This window comes from Bacteroides sp. AF20-13LB, assembly GCF_003603065.1.
In the GTDB taxonomy this organism is placed as follows: Bacteria; Bacteroidota; Bacteroidia; order Bacteroidales; family Bacteroidaceae; genus Bacteroides; species Bacteroides uniformis.
The window spans coordinates 20907-38305 of record NZ_QTMH01000010.1 but is presented as its reverse complement, the minus strand read 5'-3'; the positions used below and the strand labels follow the sequence as shown (position 1 = coordinate 38305).

The following is a 17399-nucleotide window of genomic DNA, read 5'->3' as shown; positions in this document are numbered from 1 at the left end:
ATAGGTATGAAGAACAAGATAGAAACCCGTGACGTGAACTTCTGGTATGGCGATTTCCATGCCCTGAAAGGCATCAGCATGGACATTGAGGAGAAGTCTGTGATAGCCTTCATCGGTCCCTCGGGCTGTGGAAAGTCTACCTTCCTGCGCCTGCTGAACCGCATGAACGATTTGATTCCCGACACCCGTCTGACCGGCGAGATACGCATTGACGGACAAGACATCTATGGAAAAGGAGTGCAAGTGGACGAACTCCGCAAGAACGTGGGCATGGTGTTCCAGCGGCCCAATCCTTTCCCCAAAAGCATCTTCGAGAACGTTGCCTACGGACTCCGTGTGAATGGCATCACCGATAACTCCTTCATCCGTCAGCGGGTGGAAGAAACCCTGAAAGGCGCCGCTCTTTGGGACGAGGTGAAGGACAAGCTGAAAGTCTCCGCCTACGCCCTCTCCGGCGGTCAGCAGCAACGTCTCTGCATAGCCCGTGCCATGGCGGTGTCTCCTTCAGTCCTGCTGATGGATGAGCCGGCATCCGCCCTCGACCCCATCTCCACTGCCAAGGTGGAAGAGCTTATCCACGAGTTGAAGAAGCAGTACACCATCGTCATCGTCACCCACAACATGCAGCAGGCAGCGCGTGTCAGTGATAATACGGCTTTCTTCTATATGGGGCAGATGGTGGAGTTTGGAGATACCCGGAAGATATTTACGAATCCCGATAAGGTGGAGACGCAGAACTACATCACGGGACGTTTCGGGTAGCGGATTGTTCCATACAAGCAAAAATAAGTTGTACAAAAGTAATCTTAAAATAGAAACATTATGGTGAAGTTTATCGAATCTGAACTCGTCTTGCTGAAAAAGGAAATAGACGAAATGTGGACCCTGGTATATAATCAGCTCGACCGTGCAGGTGACGCCGTGCTTACGCTGGACCGGGAACTGGCCCAGCAGGTATTGGTGCGCGAACGTCGCGTCAATGCTTTCGAACTGAAAATAGACAGCGACGTGGAGGATATCATTGCCCTTTACAACCCCGTTGCCATCGACCTGCGCTTTGTGCTTGCCATGCTCAAAATCAATACGAACCTGGAGCGTCTGGGAGACTTTGCAGAAGGCATCGCCCGCTTTGCCCTCAACTGCCATGAACCGGCATTGGATACTGAGCTGGTCAAGCAACTCCGTCTCGAAGAGATGATAGCCCAGGTGCTCTCCATGCTCGAGCTTGCCAAGCAGGCACTTCAGGAGGAGAGCCAGGAATTGGCTACCGCTGTGTTTGCCAAGGACAATATGCTGGACGAAATCAATGCTGATGCCACTGCCATCCTTGCCGACTACATCAGCCGGCATCCGGAGAGTGCACTTTCTTGTCTGAACCTGGTGAGCGTGTTCCGCAAGTTGGAGCGTTCCGGTGACCATATCACGAATATTGCCGAAGAAATAGTGTTCTTTATCGACGCAAAAGTGTTAAAACATAGCGGGCGGACAGATGAACACTACTTAAATGATAAGAAATAAACAAAATTTTAGGATAATTTCAGTGTTTCATGGAAAATAGCCTTATATTTGTCCATTGAAAACGATTGCAGGTGTAGAAAAATGCTTTGAAATGATAATAAACTTAAATGATTTCTCAAAAAGATGTTATAAGACATGTTTTTTAATTTGGTTAGTATCACGAAAAGCGCCTATATTTGCATCGTTATCCTGAAAACAATCTTTTTACCTTAAAAAAAAACTAATACCTATTGAAAACTGAAAAAGGAGGCTTTGTGAAAAGCTTCCTTTTTTTTGTACCTATACGAAGGGCTTTTTGTATCTTTGCGCATATTAATAATAAATCGCGTATAACCTAAAAGTATATAGAACCATGTTTTCCGGAATAGTAGAAGAATGTGCCACATTGGTGGCGATGGTCAAAGACCAGGAGAATGTACATTTTACTTTCAAGTGTTCATTCGTCAGTGAATTAAAAATAGACCAAAGTGTGTCTCACAACGGTGTTTGCCTTACAGTAGTCAGTCTGACAGATGATACCTATACCGTGACGGCCATGAAGGAAACGCTGGACCGTTCCAATCTTGGCTTGTTGCAGGTGGGAGATGAAGTGAATGTGGAGCGTAGTATGATGATGAACGGCCGGCTGGATGGCCATATCGTTCAAGGACATGTGGACCAGACTGCCACTTGCATCGATATAAAGGATGCGGAAGGAAGCTATTACTTTACTTTCCGGTATGCTTTTGACAAGGAGATGGCAAAGCGCGGCTACATCACGGTAGACAAAGGCTCGGTAACGGTCAATGGTGTCAGCCTGACCGTGTGCAATCCCACCGACGATACTTTCCAGGTGGCCATTATTCCTTACACCTTTGAGCATACCAATTTCCATGCTTTCAAAGTGGGCAGTGTGGTGAATCTGGAGTTCGATATCATTGGTAAGTACATCAGCCGCATGATACAATATAAATAAGGTAACGGCACTATGGACGATTTCCTGCAATTAGTGGCATCCCGTCAGAGTGACCGTGCCTATGATATGACTCGTGCCGTGGAGCCTGAGAAATATCGGTGATTTACTTTTTAGACACAGATGACGCAGATGACGCGGATTTTTTTAATATTCCCATCCGCGTCATCCGCGTCTAAAAAATAATCAAAAAGAAAGCAGATACGGAGTTTCTGGAAAGACTTCCGCGTGCTTACAAATCCTTTAGCAGCACCTTGCTTGCATTCTTGTAGTATTCCTCCCGTGCCTTCAGCAATGCTCCCCATTGGTTGTTGAATTCATTTTCCTTATCAATTTTGAAATCTTCTGAGCCGTGCGTGTCCAGTTTGTCCAGTAGGAGGGCCACATTCATTTTGTTGATATCCATGGAAGGCTGGTAAGCGATGTCTTCACTCTTTTCATCGGTCACCACTTCATGTAGGAGGTTGATTTCCTGCAATTCATAAAGGGTTTCGTGTGTCAGCCGGATGGGAATCTGGCACTCTTCGGATATCTCTTCGGCTGTATAGGGCTGGGCGTCTTGTTCAAAGCGCTTGGCTATGAGAGACATTATCAGGATGGAGATAAAATCGCGGTAGCGCCGGCTGATATTGCGCGCATCCTTGTCGAAGCTGAAGTTCCGGATATTCTGTCCGGCGTAGGTCAGTTCGGCACCGAATAGGCAGATGGTCCAGGATACCTGCAACCATAGCAGAAACATCGGAAGGGCGGCAAAACTACCATAGATGGCATTGTAACGGGAAACCCACAACTGGCTGCTGATGTAAAGGAATTGGAATGCCTGGTGTGCCGTACCTGCCAGAATACCGGATATGAGTGCGTGTTTCAGCTTGACCTTTGTATTCGGCATAAAGACGTACAGTGCTGTAAACATGAACCAGGTCAGCACGAAGGGGATGAGGCGCACCATAAACTTGCCGACGGGAGCCAGCAGGGTAAAGTCTTCGAGGTTCTTCACCATCGTACTCATGAAGATGGAAAGACCACCGGACACCACCAGCAGAATGGGCATCAGCAGAAGCATAGAGAAGTAATCCGTTATTTTGCGGTACATGCTGCGCGCCTTTTTCACCTGCCAGATGCGGTTGAAGGTGATTTCCATATTGTTGATTAGATTCAGGACTGTCCACAGCAACATAATCAGACCCACTCCGATGAATATTCCACTCTTGGTCTGAGACAAATACGAATTCACGAATTGCAGGATGACTTCCGTGGTTTCCGTAGGACCGCCGAAACCGTTGACAATCTGGCTTTCCATCAGATTATCGAATCCGAAACCGCGGGCTATGGCAAACAAAATGGCAAGAATAGGCACGATGGCAAGCAGCGTACTGTAAGTCAGCGCCGAGGCTTTGTTTACTATCCGGTCTTTGGTGAAGCGGTTGATGCAAAGATAAATCGTCTTGATGATATTGTATACGGAAAAGGTCGTTCGCGTGACTTCATCTTCCGTAATACGCCAGATGTCGTAGGTGAGGAATTTCCAAAGGGCAGCAATACGCTTGTTCATGCTATTATCTCGATTATCCATTGTCAATAAAAAAGCAGTCAGTCTGTAAGCCGGGTTCTGTTCTTCTGTTTCTGAAAAAGCCTAATTAGGAATTATCCATTCTTCATTATCCATTCTCCATTAAAGAAGTGTCTGTCATTTATCTGAGCCGCATGTCACCATACAAGCTTTAGCGGTCTACCCTCCGACATGGAGCGAGCAACTCTCATAACGTCGGTTTACATGACCTTACAACTCCCAAGACGCACAGCCCTTGTGTCGCCACAAGACTGGTAGGCTCTTACCCCACCTTCTCACCCTTACCGTAGCCCAAGGGCGACGGCGGTTATTTTCTTCTACGTTACTCTACCCTCACGGACAGCTTTCTGTTAGGAAGTGGGACGCTCTGTGTTGCCCGGACTTTCCTCATACGCACGAGGCGCAAGCGACAGACCGACCAACTGCTTTATAGGGTACAAAGATACGGAATATTAATGAAGAATGAAGAATGAAGGATGAAGAATTTGTTGTGCAGTGTGCGGATGCAGTACGGATGAATCCTTCATTCTTCATTCTTTACCCTTAATTATCTTAAAAACATGTATCTATTTCGGAATAAATTCGTAGCTTTGCTATTAGTAATAACCCCCAAATCCTTTTGGCCAATGAAAAAGTTATCCTCTCTTTTTTCTTTATTTCTGTTAATCCCGCTTTTTGCTGTCGCTTCGGAAGTGGGTGACCGTACAATACCTGCAGAAGTGGCGCAACTCGCTGACAGTTTGAAACAAAAGTTTGCACCGGACAAGCGCGTGGCTTTGTTCGATGTGGATTACTCTTTCTCCGGAAAGAATGTGATGTTGCGTGGTGTCACCACTTCGGCAGAGGCAAAGACGGCTTTGCTGGATGGTTTGGCAAAGAAAGGATATGCGGTGATGGATTGTCTGCAAGTGCTTCCGGATGAGGCCGGACTTGAAGGCAAGACGTATGGCATTGTCAATGTGTCTGTGTGTAATCTTCGGGTAGCCCCGGATTTCTCTTCAGAAATGATGACGCAAGGCTTGATGGGTATGCCGGTGCGGGTGTTGCAGCGCGACGGCTGGTACCGTATCCAGACACCGGACAACTACATTGCATGGGTACACCGAGTAGGCATACATCCCGTCACGCGGGAAGAGCTGACCGCTTGGAACAATGCAGAGAAAATAGTGGTGACTTCGCATTATGGCTTTGTCTACTCACAGCCCAGCCAGGCATCGCAGACCGTCTCTGATGTTGCTGCAGGAAACCGCCTGAAGTGGGAGGGGACAAAAGGTGCCTTTTATAAGGTGGCTTATCCCGACGGCCGTCAGGGATATATCTCCAAATCCATCTCCATGCCTGAGAAGAAATGGCGTGCCACCTTGAAGCAGGATGCCGCCAGCATTATAGCCACGGCGCATAGCATGATGGGCATCCCTTATCTTTGGGCTGGCACTTCCTCCAAAGGGGTGGATTGTAGCGGCTTCATGCGCACCGTTCTTTTCATGCACGACATCATCATTCCGCGGGATGCTTCCCAGCAGGCATACGTGGGCGAGCATATCGATATCACTCCTGATTTCAGTAACCTCCAGCCGGGCGATTTGATTTTCTTCGGGCGCAAGGCGACGCCGGAACGCAAGGAACGTGTGGTACATGTCGGCATGTATATCGGCAACAAGCGTTTCATCCATTCGCAAGGCGATGTGCGCGTCAATAGCTTCAGCCCTGACGACGAGCTGTTCGATGAATACAACCTCGGTAGACTGTTGTTCGCTACGCGCGTGTTACCTTATATAAATAAGGAGGCGTCGCTCAATACAACGGAAACGAATCCATTTTATTCAATGTAATAATGTGCTAATGTGCCAATATGCCAATGACCTGCGGCGTGACGGTGCAAACATAACGTAGCATATACATAGCGCAGCCCATTGGCACATTAGCCCATTAGCATATTGGCACATTTAATACACACACAATTATGTCAAACAGAAGAGATTTCCTGAAAACCGCCGCTTTTGCCGCACTCGGCTCAGGCATGGCAATCAATCATGTATTTGCCGGAGGAAATGACGCTCCTTCCTTGTTCAACGTGAACAGTAGGGCAGGTGTAACCCCCAAAATGAAACTGCGTTTCTTCCCCTATGAACTGAAATTGCGCCATGTCTTTACAGTGGCCACCTACTCGCGTACTACCACTCCCGACGTTCAGGTCGAGATAGAATATGATGGCATTATCGGTTATGGTGAAGCCTCCATGCCCCCGTACCTGCAACACGAACTAGGCACGATGGACAGTGTACTGGCTTTTCTGAAGAAGGTGCAGGATGTTATCGGCCAATTCTCAGACCCCTTTCAGCTGGAAGATATACTGGCTTATATAGACAGCCTCTCGGCAGGGGATTCCGCTGCTAAAACTGCTGTGGACATCGCCTTGCACGACCTTGTGGGCAAACTGTTGCAAGCCCCTTGGTATAAGATATGGGGTTTGGACAAGGAAAAGACTCCCTCTACAACTTTCACCATCGGTATTGATACGGCCGACGTAGTGCGTGAAAAGACGAAAGAGTGTGCCGACCAGTTCAATATCCTTAAAGTGAAGCTGGGGCGGGAGAACGACAAGGAAATGATAGAGACCATCCGTTCGGTGACGGACCTTCCGATTGCCATTGATGCCAACCAGGGTTGGAAGGACAAACATCATGCGCTCGATATGATACATTGGCTGCACGAAAAAGGAATTGTCATGATAGAGCAACCGATGCCCAAGGAACAACTGGACGATATTGCATGGGTCACCCAGCAAAGCCCGTTGCCCATATTTGCCGATGAGTCCATTCAGCGTCTGAAGGATGTGGCAGGCTTGAAGGGTGCCTTTACGGGCATCAACATCAAGCTGATGAAGTGTACCGGCATGCGCGAAGCCTGGAAGATGGTGACTTTGGCACGTGCATTGGACATGAAAGTGATGGTAGGATGTATGACCGAGACCTCTTGTGCCATTACCGCTGCCTCCCAATTCTCTCCGGCAGTGGACTTTGCCGACTTGGACGGTAGTCTGCTGATTGCGAACGACCGTTTCAAGGGTATGGAGGTTGTGAAAGGTAAGATAACGTTGCCCGATTTGCCGGGTATTGGAGTGGTGAAGTTATGAGAAAGCTATTGTATACCGTCGCTCTGTTTGTGATGGCTTCTGCATGCAGCACGAAGCCCGAGAGCAAGCCCTATAATTGGGAGGACGACCTGTACCAACGTCTGCTTACGGATTTCTGTATGACGGAATCCCAGGTGAAGGACTATATCCGCAAGTATATTCCCGACGTGACCGATGAGCAGATGCGCCAGTGGGAAGCCTCCAAAGCTTTGGAGTGCATGATGCTGGATGGAGAGAAACGCTATTTCCGCAATGCCGGACCTAATCTGTTTCGTGTGGACTCCACTTGCTATGACATCAAGATAGCCAAGGAAGGCACTTCGCCGAGTGGCAGCGAGAAAGTGAATATGGAGAACCTGCCCGAAATCATTTCTGCTGTGAAGAAAGAGGGCAAGGCCATTGTTGCGCCGAAGCGCATGCGCGTCACCTACACGTTGACCGTAGATACCAATGCCGTGCCTGCCGGGAAAATCATCCGTTGCTGGTTACCCTATCCCCGTCAGGACCAGGCCCGGCAGCAGGATGTCAAGTTCATTTCGGCCAGCGAACCGCAATACACCTTTTCGTCGCCCGAGTGCCGTCACAGTACATTGTACATGGAGAAACGTGCTGTCGAAGGCGAACCGACCGTATTCTCCGAAACCTTTGAGTTTACCGCCAACGGCGAATGGCATAATCTGAAGCCGGAAGATGTGCAGCCCTATGATACGACGACCGCCCTTTATAAGGAATATACTGCCGAGCGTGAGAAGCATATCGTCTTTTCCCCGCGCTTGCGCGAACTTGCTGCCAAATTGACAGCCGGTGAAACCAACCCCTACCTGAAAGCCAAACGTATCTTCCGTTGGGTGAATGACAACTTCCCGTGGGCTTCTGCACGCGAATATTCCACCATTGAGAATATCCCGGAATATGTGTTGGACAACCGTCACGGAGACTGTGGCCAAGTCAGCCTGCTGTTCATTACGCTTTGCCGCATCAGTGGTATTCCCGCACATTTCCAGAGCGGCTTCATGATGCATCCCCGTGCATGGAATCTGCACGATTGGGCAGAAGTCTACTTCGAGGGTGTGGGTTGGGTGCCTGTCGACCAGTCATTCGGCATTCCTGCCTTTGCCCGCAATGCCGACGAAGAATATTTCTTCCTGGGTGGTATAGACTCTTGGCGCATGATTGTGAACACTGATTACGGCATGCCGCTACAGCCCGAAAAGCAGTATCCCCGCAGCGAGACCGTCGACTTCCAGCGTGGCGAGGTGGAGTGGGAGGGAGGTAACCTCTACTTCCCGCAGTGGGGCTACCACATGGACATTGATTACTTGAATTATTAAGGTGCTATCTGCCCTCTAAAAACAGATGATGCGTTCAGCCCGAACACATCATCTGTTTGGTATAAACGCATCATCTGTTTACCCCAAATGCATCATCCGTTTCGGCCGCAACGGGTGATGCGTCTTTTTATACCCTATCTGTCAGTTCTTTAACAGTCAGCAATCGTACATAAATGCTAATTTGTCAGTCTTTGCCGTTAACCGCTGTTAAGCCCTAAATATCCTCTGTTAAAAGAGAACAAAAAAGAGTGACAAGCGGAATAACTGAACGTTTTTTGTCGTTATTTTAACGTCGTAATGTTAAACGAAACTTGAATATTAACAATTTAAAGAATAGGAAGAATAGTATGAAACAGACAACAAAAAACATCCTTGGAGTTGCGGCTATCGTGCTCCTGAGCTCTGGAGTGGCTGGATTGACCACTTATAAGATGCTGAATAAGGAAAAGCCTGCCGCATTCAGCGAGTTGTTCCAACAGAACCCCAATAATCTGCTACCGGCGGCTTTCCATGCAACGGATGCCCAGCCAGTGGATTTGACACAAGCAGCGGAGAGTTCGCTCCATGCTGTAGTGCATATACGTGCCACTCAGTTGAGTAAGACCCAGACGGTACAAGAACAGCCGGATATTTTTGACTTCTTCTTTGGAGACGGTCGTGGACGCCAGCGCCAGATACAGACCCAGCCGCGTGTAGGTTTCGGTTCGGGTGTCATCATCTCCAAAGACGGATATATTGTGACGAACAATCACGTGGTGGAAGGTGCTGATGAAATCACTGTGAAACTGAATGACGACCGTGAGCTGAAAGGACGCATCATCGGTACTGACCCCAGCACGGACTTGGCATTGATTAAGATTGAAGGGGATGACTTTCCGACAATTCCGGTTGGTGACTCCGACCAGTTGAAGGTGGGAGAATGGGTATTGGCAGTAGGTAATCCGTTCAACCTGAACTCTACCGTAACAGCTGGTATCGTCAGTGCAAAAGCCCGTTCCATTGGCTCTTCTGCCTCCAATGGACAAGCTGCAAACATCCAGTCTTTCATTCAGACGGATGCTGCCATCAACCAAGGTAATAGTGGTGGTGCGTTGGTGAATGCCAAAGGCGAGCTGGTTGGTATCAATGCCATGCTTTACTCACCCACGGGTGCTTATTCCGGCTATGGTTTTGCCATCCCTACCAGCATTATGACAAAGGTGGTAGCCGACTTGAAACAGTTTGGTACCGTGCAGCGCGCGCTCCTTGGCATCAAGGGTAGTGATTTGAGCACAGACCTGCAGATGGACGAACGCTGGACCGAAGAACTGAAGAAGAAGGCCGACGAACTTGGTGTGAAAGAGGGTATCTATGTGGCCGAAGTTGTTGAAGGTGGTTCCGCTGCCGGCATCTTGAAGGAAAATGATGTAATCATAGCATTGAACGGCAAGAAGATTCACAAGTTCTCGGATTTGCAGGAAATGCTGGCAAAACACCGTCCGGGCGACAAAGTGAAGGTAACAGTGGTTCGTGACAAGAAGGAAAAGGAATTCGAAATCACGCTGAAGAATGAGCAAGGCACTACGAAGGTAGTGAAGGATGCCGGAATGGAAATCTTGGGTGCAGCCTTCAAGCCCGTATCTTCCGAGCTGAAGAAGCAGTTGAACCTGGGTTACGGTCTGGAAGTTACCGGGGTTACCAATGGCAAGATGGCCGATGCAGGTATCCGCAAGGGCTTCATCATTCTGAAAGCCAACGGAGTGCCGATGAAGACGGTAGACGATTTGGAAAAGGCGATGAAAGAGGCAAGAAAGTCTCCTGAGCAAGGTTTGTTCATCACCGGTATGTTCCCGTCAGGAAAACGTGCAATGTATGCCGTTGATTTGACTCAAGAATAAAAAATAGGGATAGTTAGGTAAGAAGATTGTAATATTAGCTAACAATAGCGAAAAAGGGGGTGTCGGTACAATACATACCGGCATCCTTTTTGTTATATAGGATAAGATATAAATAATGTGAAAAAGTTGGGATGAAATTATTGTAACAAAATAATTTGTCGTACCTTTGCAACCCAAATCTGTATTATAAGAATGAGACAACTTAAAATTACAAAAAGTATCACTAACAGAGAGAGCGCTTCTCTTGACAAGTATTTGCAGGAAATCGGTCGCGAAGACCTCATTACTGTTGAAGAGGAAGTGGAGCTCGCTCAGCGCATCCGCAAGGGTGACCGTGTTGCACTGGAGAAATTGACACGTGCCAATCTGCGTTTCGTTGTATCTGTGGCCAAGCAGTACCAAAACCAAGGTTTGAGTTTGCCCGACTTGATTAACGAGGGTAATTTAGGACTGATCAAGGCTGCCGAAAAGTTCGATGAAACACGTGGTTTCAAGTTCATCAGTTATGCAGTATGGTGGATACGTCAGTCCATTCTGCAGGCTTTGGCAGAGCAGTCGCGTATTGTACGTCTTCCGTTGAACCAGGTAGGTTCGCTGAATAAAATCAGCAAGGCCTTCTCCAAGTTCGAGCAGGAAAACGAACGTCGTCCGTCTCCTGAAGAGCTTGCCGATGAACTGGAAATCCCTGTTGACAAAATCTCTGATACGCTGAAGGTGTCCGGCCGTCACATTTCGGTGGACGCACCTTTTGTAGAAGGAGAGGACAACAGCTTGCTCGATGTACTGGTCAACGATGACTCCCCTATGGCTGACCGCTCTTTGGTGAACGAGTCTCTTGCGAGGGAAATTGATAGAGCTCTTTCTACGTTAACCGATAGGGAAAAAGAAATCATACAGATGTTTTTCGGTATCGGACAGCAGGAAATGACATTAGAGGAAATCGGCGACAAATTCGGCTTGACCCGTGAGCGTGTGCGTCAGATTAAGGAAAAAGCAATCAGAAGATTAAGACAAAGTAATCGTAGTAAATTGCTCAAATCTTATTTGGGATAAATAAGAAATATCAGTTTCCGACAAATAGAAGGAATTAAAAACCGTACGTCTTTAGTAGGCGTGCGGTTTTTTTTATATCTTTGCCCCATTGATAATTCATAACTTATAACTCATAACTCAATGAAATACGTTCGTATACTTTGTGCCGTAGCTTTGGTTTTTGCGTTGTGTTCGGCTTTTACAATGAAAGATAAGGAAAAGGCTGTATATGCTTTTGGGGTGGCGGCTTCTTTCAATGACTCCATCGTATATTATACAGACATCCAGGTATTGGACAGCGTAGAGCTGGATAAGAATGGATTCTTGCCCAAGCGTGATTTATACACTTACCAGCTTAAGAACTATCTGGAGTACAATCTGAAGAAACCTGATTATACTTGCATGATTTATTTCGCTGAAAACAAGAAAAAGTTGGAAAAAGAGGCTGTAAAGGTAAAAGGCAAGTATAAAAAGAGTAAGAATATGGTTTTGCAGGTGGTGAAGCCTGAGGCTTTCACATTTGCAAAACCGCAGGAATAAGATTTCAAGTATGAAAACAAAACTATATCTTCTTTTTTTCTTCGTTTTCCCCTTGTTCATGTCGGCGTGTCGTGGTGATGACCCGATACCTGATCCTCCGGTTGATGGGAAACGTACTGTGCTGGTATATATGGCAGCGGATAATAGTATAAATCCATTGGCTAGCTTTACGGATGGGGATTTGGAGGAATTGAAAGCTGGGATGGCTTCAATTGATAATACATCTGATATGCATTTATTGGTGTATATAGATACGGGATTTCCTCGTTTGATTGAAATTGAAAATAAAGGTGGTACTGTTGTTGAAACAATAGTCAAAGAATACGAAGATAGAAATTCGTGCGGAGTCGCTGAGACGCAAGAGGTATTCAATGATGTGTTTGGGAATTCTTTATATAAAGCGGAAAGTTATGGTTTGATTTATTGGTCGCATGGGGAAGGATGGATACCTACTCCATTGCCTTCTACTCGCTGGATAGGAAATGATAAGACTGGAGGAGGGCATTATATGAATATTGAGGACTTGAAGTTAGTATTACAGAACGCTCCTCATTTTGATTTTATTATGTTTGATGCTTGCTTTATGCAGTCGGTGGAAGTCGCGTATGAGTTGCGTGATTGTTGCGATTACTATATTGGTTTCCCTGCTGAGAATCCTGGTCCTGGTGCTGCCTATGATAGAATGTTTCCATTTATATTTCAGAAAGGTGCAGCGGTAGAAATGGCTATTGGGACTTTTGCTGCTTATGATGAAATTTATACTGGAAAAATAGGAAGTAATAGCAATTGGACAATGGGCACTGCTATAGATGTGCTGAAATCTTCTGAGCTTGAGAACTTAGCTGCTGCTACAGCAAATGCTTTGTCGGGAGTGACAGCAGATAGAGAAGTTCTTCGGTCATCGGTCTTTGATTATGATCAGCGTAAAGTAGGATCGTCTTATTATGTAGGCTATTATGATTTCGTAGAAATGATGGAAAAACTCGTTGTGGATGAAGTTGCCTTGGATGAATGGAAGCAAGCATATGATGCAGCTTCTGTCTGTTGGAAAAAAACGCCGATGATTTATTCGATGTCTGTTGGTATGTTCTCCATGAAGCGGGCAAATGGGGTTAGCCATTATATACCTTCCACTGCCACTTCTGCTGCTGCTCAAGCTGCTAATGCCGCTTATCGTTCTACCTTATGGTATAGTGCTGTCGGTCTTGCTCGGCTTGGTTGGTAAGCTTATAAAAACTTGCATACTGAACGGATTATTATAGGTGTAAAAACTTGTAATAATCCGTTTTTTTATGCCTATTCTTATTAAAAATGAGTCTTTTAATAATATTTTCCTTTGGAAATTATGTTTTATTGAAAATAATTATTTTCTTTGCATCGTCAAACTTAAAAAACGAAGAATTATGAAATATGTAATCATTGGCGGTGTAGCAGGTGGAGCCACGGCAGCCGCCCGACTGAGAAGAGTGGACGAAATGGCTGAAATCCTTTTATTGGAGAAAGGCCCTTACATCTCGTATGCTAATTGTGGTTTACCTTATTATATAGGTGGAGTGATAGCAGAGCGCGAGAAGCTGTTGGTACAGACACCCGAATCTTTCGGCAAGCGCTTCCGCATTGATGTGCGTGTGCAGAATGAAGTAATCGCCATCCATCCCAAAAACAAGACCGTTACCATACGCAATGTGGAAGGCAAGGAGTACGACGAAAGCTATGACAAACTTTTGCTTTCTCCCGGTGCCAACCCCGTGAAGCCCCCCTTGGAAGGCATTAATTCCGAAGGCATCTTCACGTTGCGCAATGTAGAAGATACCGACCATATCAAGGCTTATATCTCGGACAAGCAGGTGAAACGCGCCGTGGTGGTAGGTGCCGGTTTCATCGGATTGGAAATGGCGGAGAACCTGCATCATGCCGGTGTTCATGTGTCTGTAGTCGAAATGGGTAATCAGGTGATGGCGCCTATCGACTTCTCTATGGCGGCACCTATTCATCAGCATTTGTTGCAGAAAGGCGTCTCTCTCTATCTGGAAGAAGGAGTAACCCATTTCAAACGTACGGACAACGGAATCACCGTATTCCTGAAAAGCGGAAAGGCCATTCCTGCCGATATGGTGTTACTCTCCATCGGTGTGCGTCCTGCCACTGCATTGGCGCAACAAGCCGGCTTGAAACTGGGCGAGATGGGCGGTATCTGGGTAGACGAACACTTGGAGACTTCCGAAAAAGACATCTATGCTGTGGGCGATGCCATCGAATATCCTCATCCGCTGACCGGAAAGCCCTGGCTCAATTATCTGGCAAATCCTGCCAACCGCCAGGGACGTATCGTTGCTGATAATATGGTGTTTGGCAATACTGTTTCCTACGAAGGAGCTATCGGCACCTCCATTGCCAAAGTATTCGACATGACGGTAGCCTCTACGGGCCTTGCAGCCAAACGCTTGAAGCAGTGGGGCATGGAATATCAAAGCTCGGTGACTCACTCGGCATCTCATGCCGGTTACTATCCGGATGCCCTACCTTTGACCTTGAAACTGACTTTCCATCCCAAAACCGGTAAACTCTATGGTGCGCAATGTATCGGTTACGAGGGAGTGGACAAGCGAATCGACCAGATAGCCGGACTCATCAAGCGGGGTGGCACAGTCTACGATTTGATGGAGACGGAGCACACGTATGCGCCTCCTTTCTCCTCGGCCAAAGACCCCATCGCTATTGGCGGCTATGTAGCATCGAACATTATCAGCGGTGCAATGCCCGTCATCTCTTGGCGCGAGCTGGTGGAAGAGAAGGATAAAGTGATGCTGATAGATACCCGTACGCCCGAGGAATTCTCTTTCGGCACCATTCCGGGAGCCGTCAATATTCCGTTGGACGAAATGCGCGAGCATTTGGCAGAGATACCTACAGACAAGCCGGTAGTGCTTTTCTGTGCTGTGGGTCTGCGCGGTTATCTGTCCCTGCGCATCCTGATGGGGTGCGGCTATCGCAATGTGCGCAATCTGATAGGTGGTTATAAGACCTACTCCACGGCAACAGCACCTCTGCCGTCTCCATCTGCTCCGGCAGGCGGCGGCTCTTCTTCTTCTTCGGTAGAGGCTGCTACTGATGATGTTCCTGCGGATGCATCAGTGTCCAAGAAGGAAACGTTGAAGATAAATGCTTGCGGTTTGCAATGTCCGGGACCTATCATGCAGGTGAAAAAGGCGATGGATAGCATTGCTGTGGGCGAGCGTGTGGAGATTGTGGCAACCGATGCCGGTTTTGCACGCGATGCTTCTGCCTGGTGTGATACGACGGGAAATAAATTGATAGAGAAGCATGACGAGAAAGGACGCTATACGGTAGTCATCGAGAAAGGTGCTCCGGCTTGTACATCTGCTTCCAATGTTTCCGCAGCCGGGGGTAGGGGAAAGACGCTGATTCTGTTCAGTGACGACCTGGACAAAGCGCTGGCAACCTTCGTACTAGCAAACGGAGCAGCGGCAACGGGACAGAAAGTAACCATTTTCTTCACCTTCTGGGGACTGAACGTCTTGAAGAAAGTGCAGAAACCCAGTGTGCAGAAGGACTTCTTCGGCAAGATGTTCGGCATGATGCTGCCGTCCAGCTCTTTGAAACTGAAGTTGTCGCAGATGAATATGTTTGGCATGGGCAGCCGCATGATGCGCTTCTTGATGAAGCGCAAGGGAGTGGATTCTTTGGAGTCGTTGCGCTCGCAGGCATTGGCGCAGGGAGTGGAATTCATTGCTTGCCAGATGTCTATGGATATGATGGGCATCCAGCACGAAGAACTTCTGGATGAAGTAACCATCGGCGGCGTGGCTACCTATATGGAACGTGCGGACAAGGCAAATGTGAACTTATTTATATAGGAGGACAAGATATGGAGACTTTATGTAAAATCCGTGATGTTTATCGGGCTATTGCCGAGTTCGAGGTGCAGTTTACGCAGATGTATGATTTATCGCTGAATGAAGGAATGCTGTTGTGCACGCTGCTCAATACTCCTAAGCTTACCTCCAGTGAGATAGCCGAGGCACTGGGTTTGTCTGCCTCCAACACTTCAAAGGTCATTCGCTCTGTCGAGGGAAAGAAGCTCATTACCCGTCTGATAGGTAAGGAAGATAAGCGTCAGATGCGTTTTTCTCTTACGACAGAAGGCAAGAACCGGATTTCGGATATTAAGAATGCTACTTTCGAATTGTCGGGGTTGTTGCAGCAGGTAGTTAGCCTCGTATAGTTTTGTGTAAAAGCGAATTAATATCGTGTTTGCAGGAAGTTAATATCCTGCGGACACGATATTTGTTTTTTGTAGGACACGTTATTAACTTCTTGCACGACATGTTGTTAGTATCGTGTATTGCATGCTATAAATTGTTTGTATCTGTTCATGTATACTGTTTTTGTTTTGCTTGAATAAACTGTGTAATTGCTTGTAACACAGAAAGATGGAGGAGATGCTGGAGGAGTTTTTTTAACGTTCGTTTAATGAACGTCTATTTTTAAGAAAATAAGTAGAGGCATAAAAGTTAAAAAGGAACAAAACTTTAAGATGTTAAATATTAGATTTATATTATTGTAAATCAATACATTAATATGAAATAAAAATTACTTTGGAAATATTTTTATTAAACATTTTGTTAGTTCAAAAAATACGGCTTATCTTTGCGTTTATTAAACGAACGTCTATTGAACGCTTTTCTACTTCTAATTCGTTCGGTGACAACGTTTTATAAGCACTTGTCTGCAGATACGGTTCGAAAGAGTAAATGACTCAATCGGACCGCGAAGCGTACCCCAAAACAAACTTCCGATTATTTATTAAACTTCTCCAAGTGGTTGAAACACAGAAATATTGGTTCGCAGCCCGTACACTAAGCAAACAAGAATTTGCAGTTAAGAAGCGTATCGAAAATCTTAATTTGGAGGAAGGTATTGATGTGGAGTGTTATCTTCCCACTCGAACTGTAATCTCACAGTTGAAGTACCGTCGGAAGCGTAGCGTGGTTCCGGTTGCCCGTGGATTGATTTTTATTCATGCCACCAAACAGTCTGCTTGTGACATACATAATGTTTATGGTGTTCAGGTTTTCTATATGAAGGATTTTTCCACTCATTCCATGCTGGTTGTTCCCGATAAACAAATGCAGGATTTCATGTTCGTCATGGATTTGAATCCCGAAGGTGTTTGTTTTGACAATGAACCTCTTACCGTTGGCAAAAAGGTTACAGTTGTCAAAGGGGAGTTTAGCGGCATTGAAGGTGAAATCGCCACAGAAGCCAACAAGACTTATGTTGTTATCCGCATTACGGGTGTTTTAGTAGCAAGCATTAAAGTACCCAAATCCTATCTGAAGGCAATTAATGACTAAGCGACTCTCTGTCATCCTAATCTTCTCGAAAGATATTTTTTCTTCCCGATAAATAATAAAAAATC

At 46.6% G+C, this 17399-nt stretch carries 14 protein-coding genes, 1 other RNA gene and 1 pseudogene; 14 read left to right on the top strand and 2 right to left on the bottom strand.

What is annotated here, in order from left to right; translation table 11 throughout:
* Nucleotides 1–6 precede the first annotated feature (6 nt).
* From pstB to DWX62_RS13130, 4 genes and pseudogenes are all read left to right on the top strand, one after another.
* Complete coding sequence (gene pstB, locus DWX62_RS13145; RefSeq protein WP_118264444.1) at nucleotides 7–762, top strand: phosphate ABC transporter ATP-binding protein PstB; 756 nt, start codon at nucleotides 7–9, stop codon at nucleotides 760–762.
* Nucleotides 763–822: 60 nt separating this feature from the next.
* Entirely contained in the window at nucleotides 823–1518 is a 696-nt protein-coding gene (phoU, locus tag DWX62_RS13140) for a phosphate signaling complex protein PhoU (protein WP_057282083.1), read from the top strand.
* Nucleotides 1519–1870: 352 nt separating this feature from the next.
* The gene (locus tag DWX62_RS13135; RefSeq protein ID WP_005832292.1) at nucleotides 1871–2473 is read left to right on the top strand and encodes a riboflavin synthase; all 603 of its coding nucleotides are present in this window, start codon (nucleotides 1871–1873) and stop codon (nucleotides 2471–2473) included.
* A 12-nt stretch (nucleotides 2474–2485) separates the two neighbouring features.
* Nucleotides 2486–2566 (top strand): annotated as a pseudogene (locus DWX62_RS13130) (NAD(P)H nitroreductase); the annotation flags it as partial.
* Between the two features lie 136 nt (nucleotides 2567–2702).
* Here the strand turns inward: DWX62_RS13130 and DWX62_RS13125 are convergent.
* Entirely contained in the window at nucleotides 2703–4022 is a 1320-nt protein-coding gene (locus DWX62_RS13125) for a YihY/virulence factor BrkB family protein (RefSeq protein WP_005832288.1), read from the bottom strand.
* A 30-nt stretch (nucleotides 4023–4052) separates the two neighbouring features.
* Nucleotides 4053–4466, bottom strand: an RNA gene (rnpB, locus tag DWX62_RS13120) — RNase P RNA component class A.
* A gap of 200 nt (nucleotides 4467–4666) precedes the next feature.
* On the opposite strand from rnpB, the gene DWX62_RS13115 reads away from it, so the two are divergent.
* From DWX62_RS13115 to DWX62_RS13070, 10 genes are all read left to right on the top strand, one after another.
* Nucleotides 4667–5872: an NlpC/P60 family protein gene (locus DWX62_RS13115; RefSeq protein WP_117589585.1), complete on the top strand. Its 1206-nt coding sequence runs from the start codon at nucleotides 4667–4669 to the stop codon at nucleotides 5870–5872.
* 131 nt (nucleotides 5873–6003) lie between these two features.
* Nucleotides 6004–7176 carry a dipeptide epimerase gene (locus tag DWX62_RS13110; RefSeq protein ID WP_008664809.1) on the top strand — a complete coding sequence of 391 codons (1173 nt, stop codon included), beginning with the start codon at nucleotides 6004–6006 and terminating at the stop codon, nucleotides 7174–7176.
* On the top strand, nucleotides 7173–8507 hold the full coding sequence (locus tag DWX62_RS13105; protein WP_005831285.1) for a transglutaminase domain-containing protein: 1335 nt from the start codon (nucleotides 7173–7175) through the stop codon (nucleotides 8505–8507). The genes DWX62_RS13110 and DWX62_RS13105 overlap by 4 nt, the downstream gene beginning before the upstream one ends.
* A gap of 347 nt (nucleotides 8508–8854) precedes the next feature.
* Nucleotides 8855–10384: a Do family serine endopeptidase gene (locus DWX62_RS13100; protein ID WP_005831283.1), complete on the top strand. Its 1530-nt coding sequence runs from the start codon at nucleotides 8855–8857 to the stop codon at nucleotides 10382–10384.
* A gap of 192 nt (nucleotides 10385–10576) precedes the next feature.
* Nucleotides 10577–11437, top strand: coding sequence for an RNA polymerase sigma factor RpoD/SigA (locus DWX62_RS13095; protein WP_002561589.1), 861 nt, complete (start codon nucleotides 10577–10579; stop codon nucleotides 11435–11437).
* 120 nt (nucleotides 11438–11557) lie between these two features.
* The gene (locus tag DWX62_RS13090) at nucleotides 11558–11956 is read left to right on the top strand and encodes a hypothetical protein (protein WP_005831279.1); all 399 of its coding nucleotides are present in this window, start codon (nucleotides 11558–11560) and stop codon (nucleotides 11954–11956) included.
* Nucleotides 11957–11966: 10 nt separating this feature from the next.
* Nucleotides 11967–13181, top strand: a complete 1215-nt coding sequence (locus DWX62_RS13085; RefSeq protein ID WP_005831277.1) for a clostripain-related cysteine peptidase — start codon at nucleotides 11967–11969, stop codon at nucleotides 13179–13181.
* A 178-nt stretch (nucleotides 13182–13359) separates the two neighbouring features.
* Nucleotides 13360–15834, top strand: coding sequence for an FAD-dependent oxidoreductase (locus DWX62_RS13080; RefSeq protein ID WP_034526071.1), 2475 nt, complete (start codon nucleotides 13360–13362; stop codon nucleotides 15832–15834).
* Between the two features lie 11 nt (nucleotides 15835–15845).
* A complete protein-coding gene (locus DWX62_RS13075; protein ID WP_005831273.1) occupies nucleotides 15846–16202 on the top strand; it encodes a MarR family transcriptional regulator in 357 nt (118 codons plus the stop codon).
* A 595-nt stretch (nucleotides 16203–16797) separates the two neighbouring features.
* On the top strand, nucleotides 16798–17334 hold the full coding sequence (locus DWX62_RS13070) for a UpxY family transcription antiterminator (protein WP_034526121.1): 537 nt from the start codon (nucleotides 16798–16800) through the stop codon (nucleotides 17332–17334).
* Nucleotides 17335–17399: the final 65 nt, after the last annotated feature.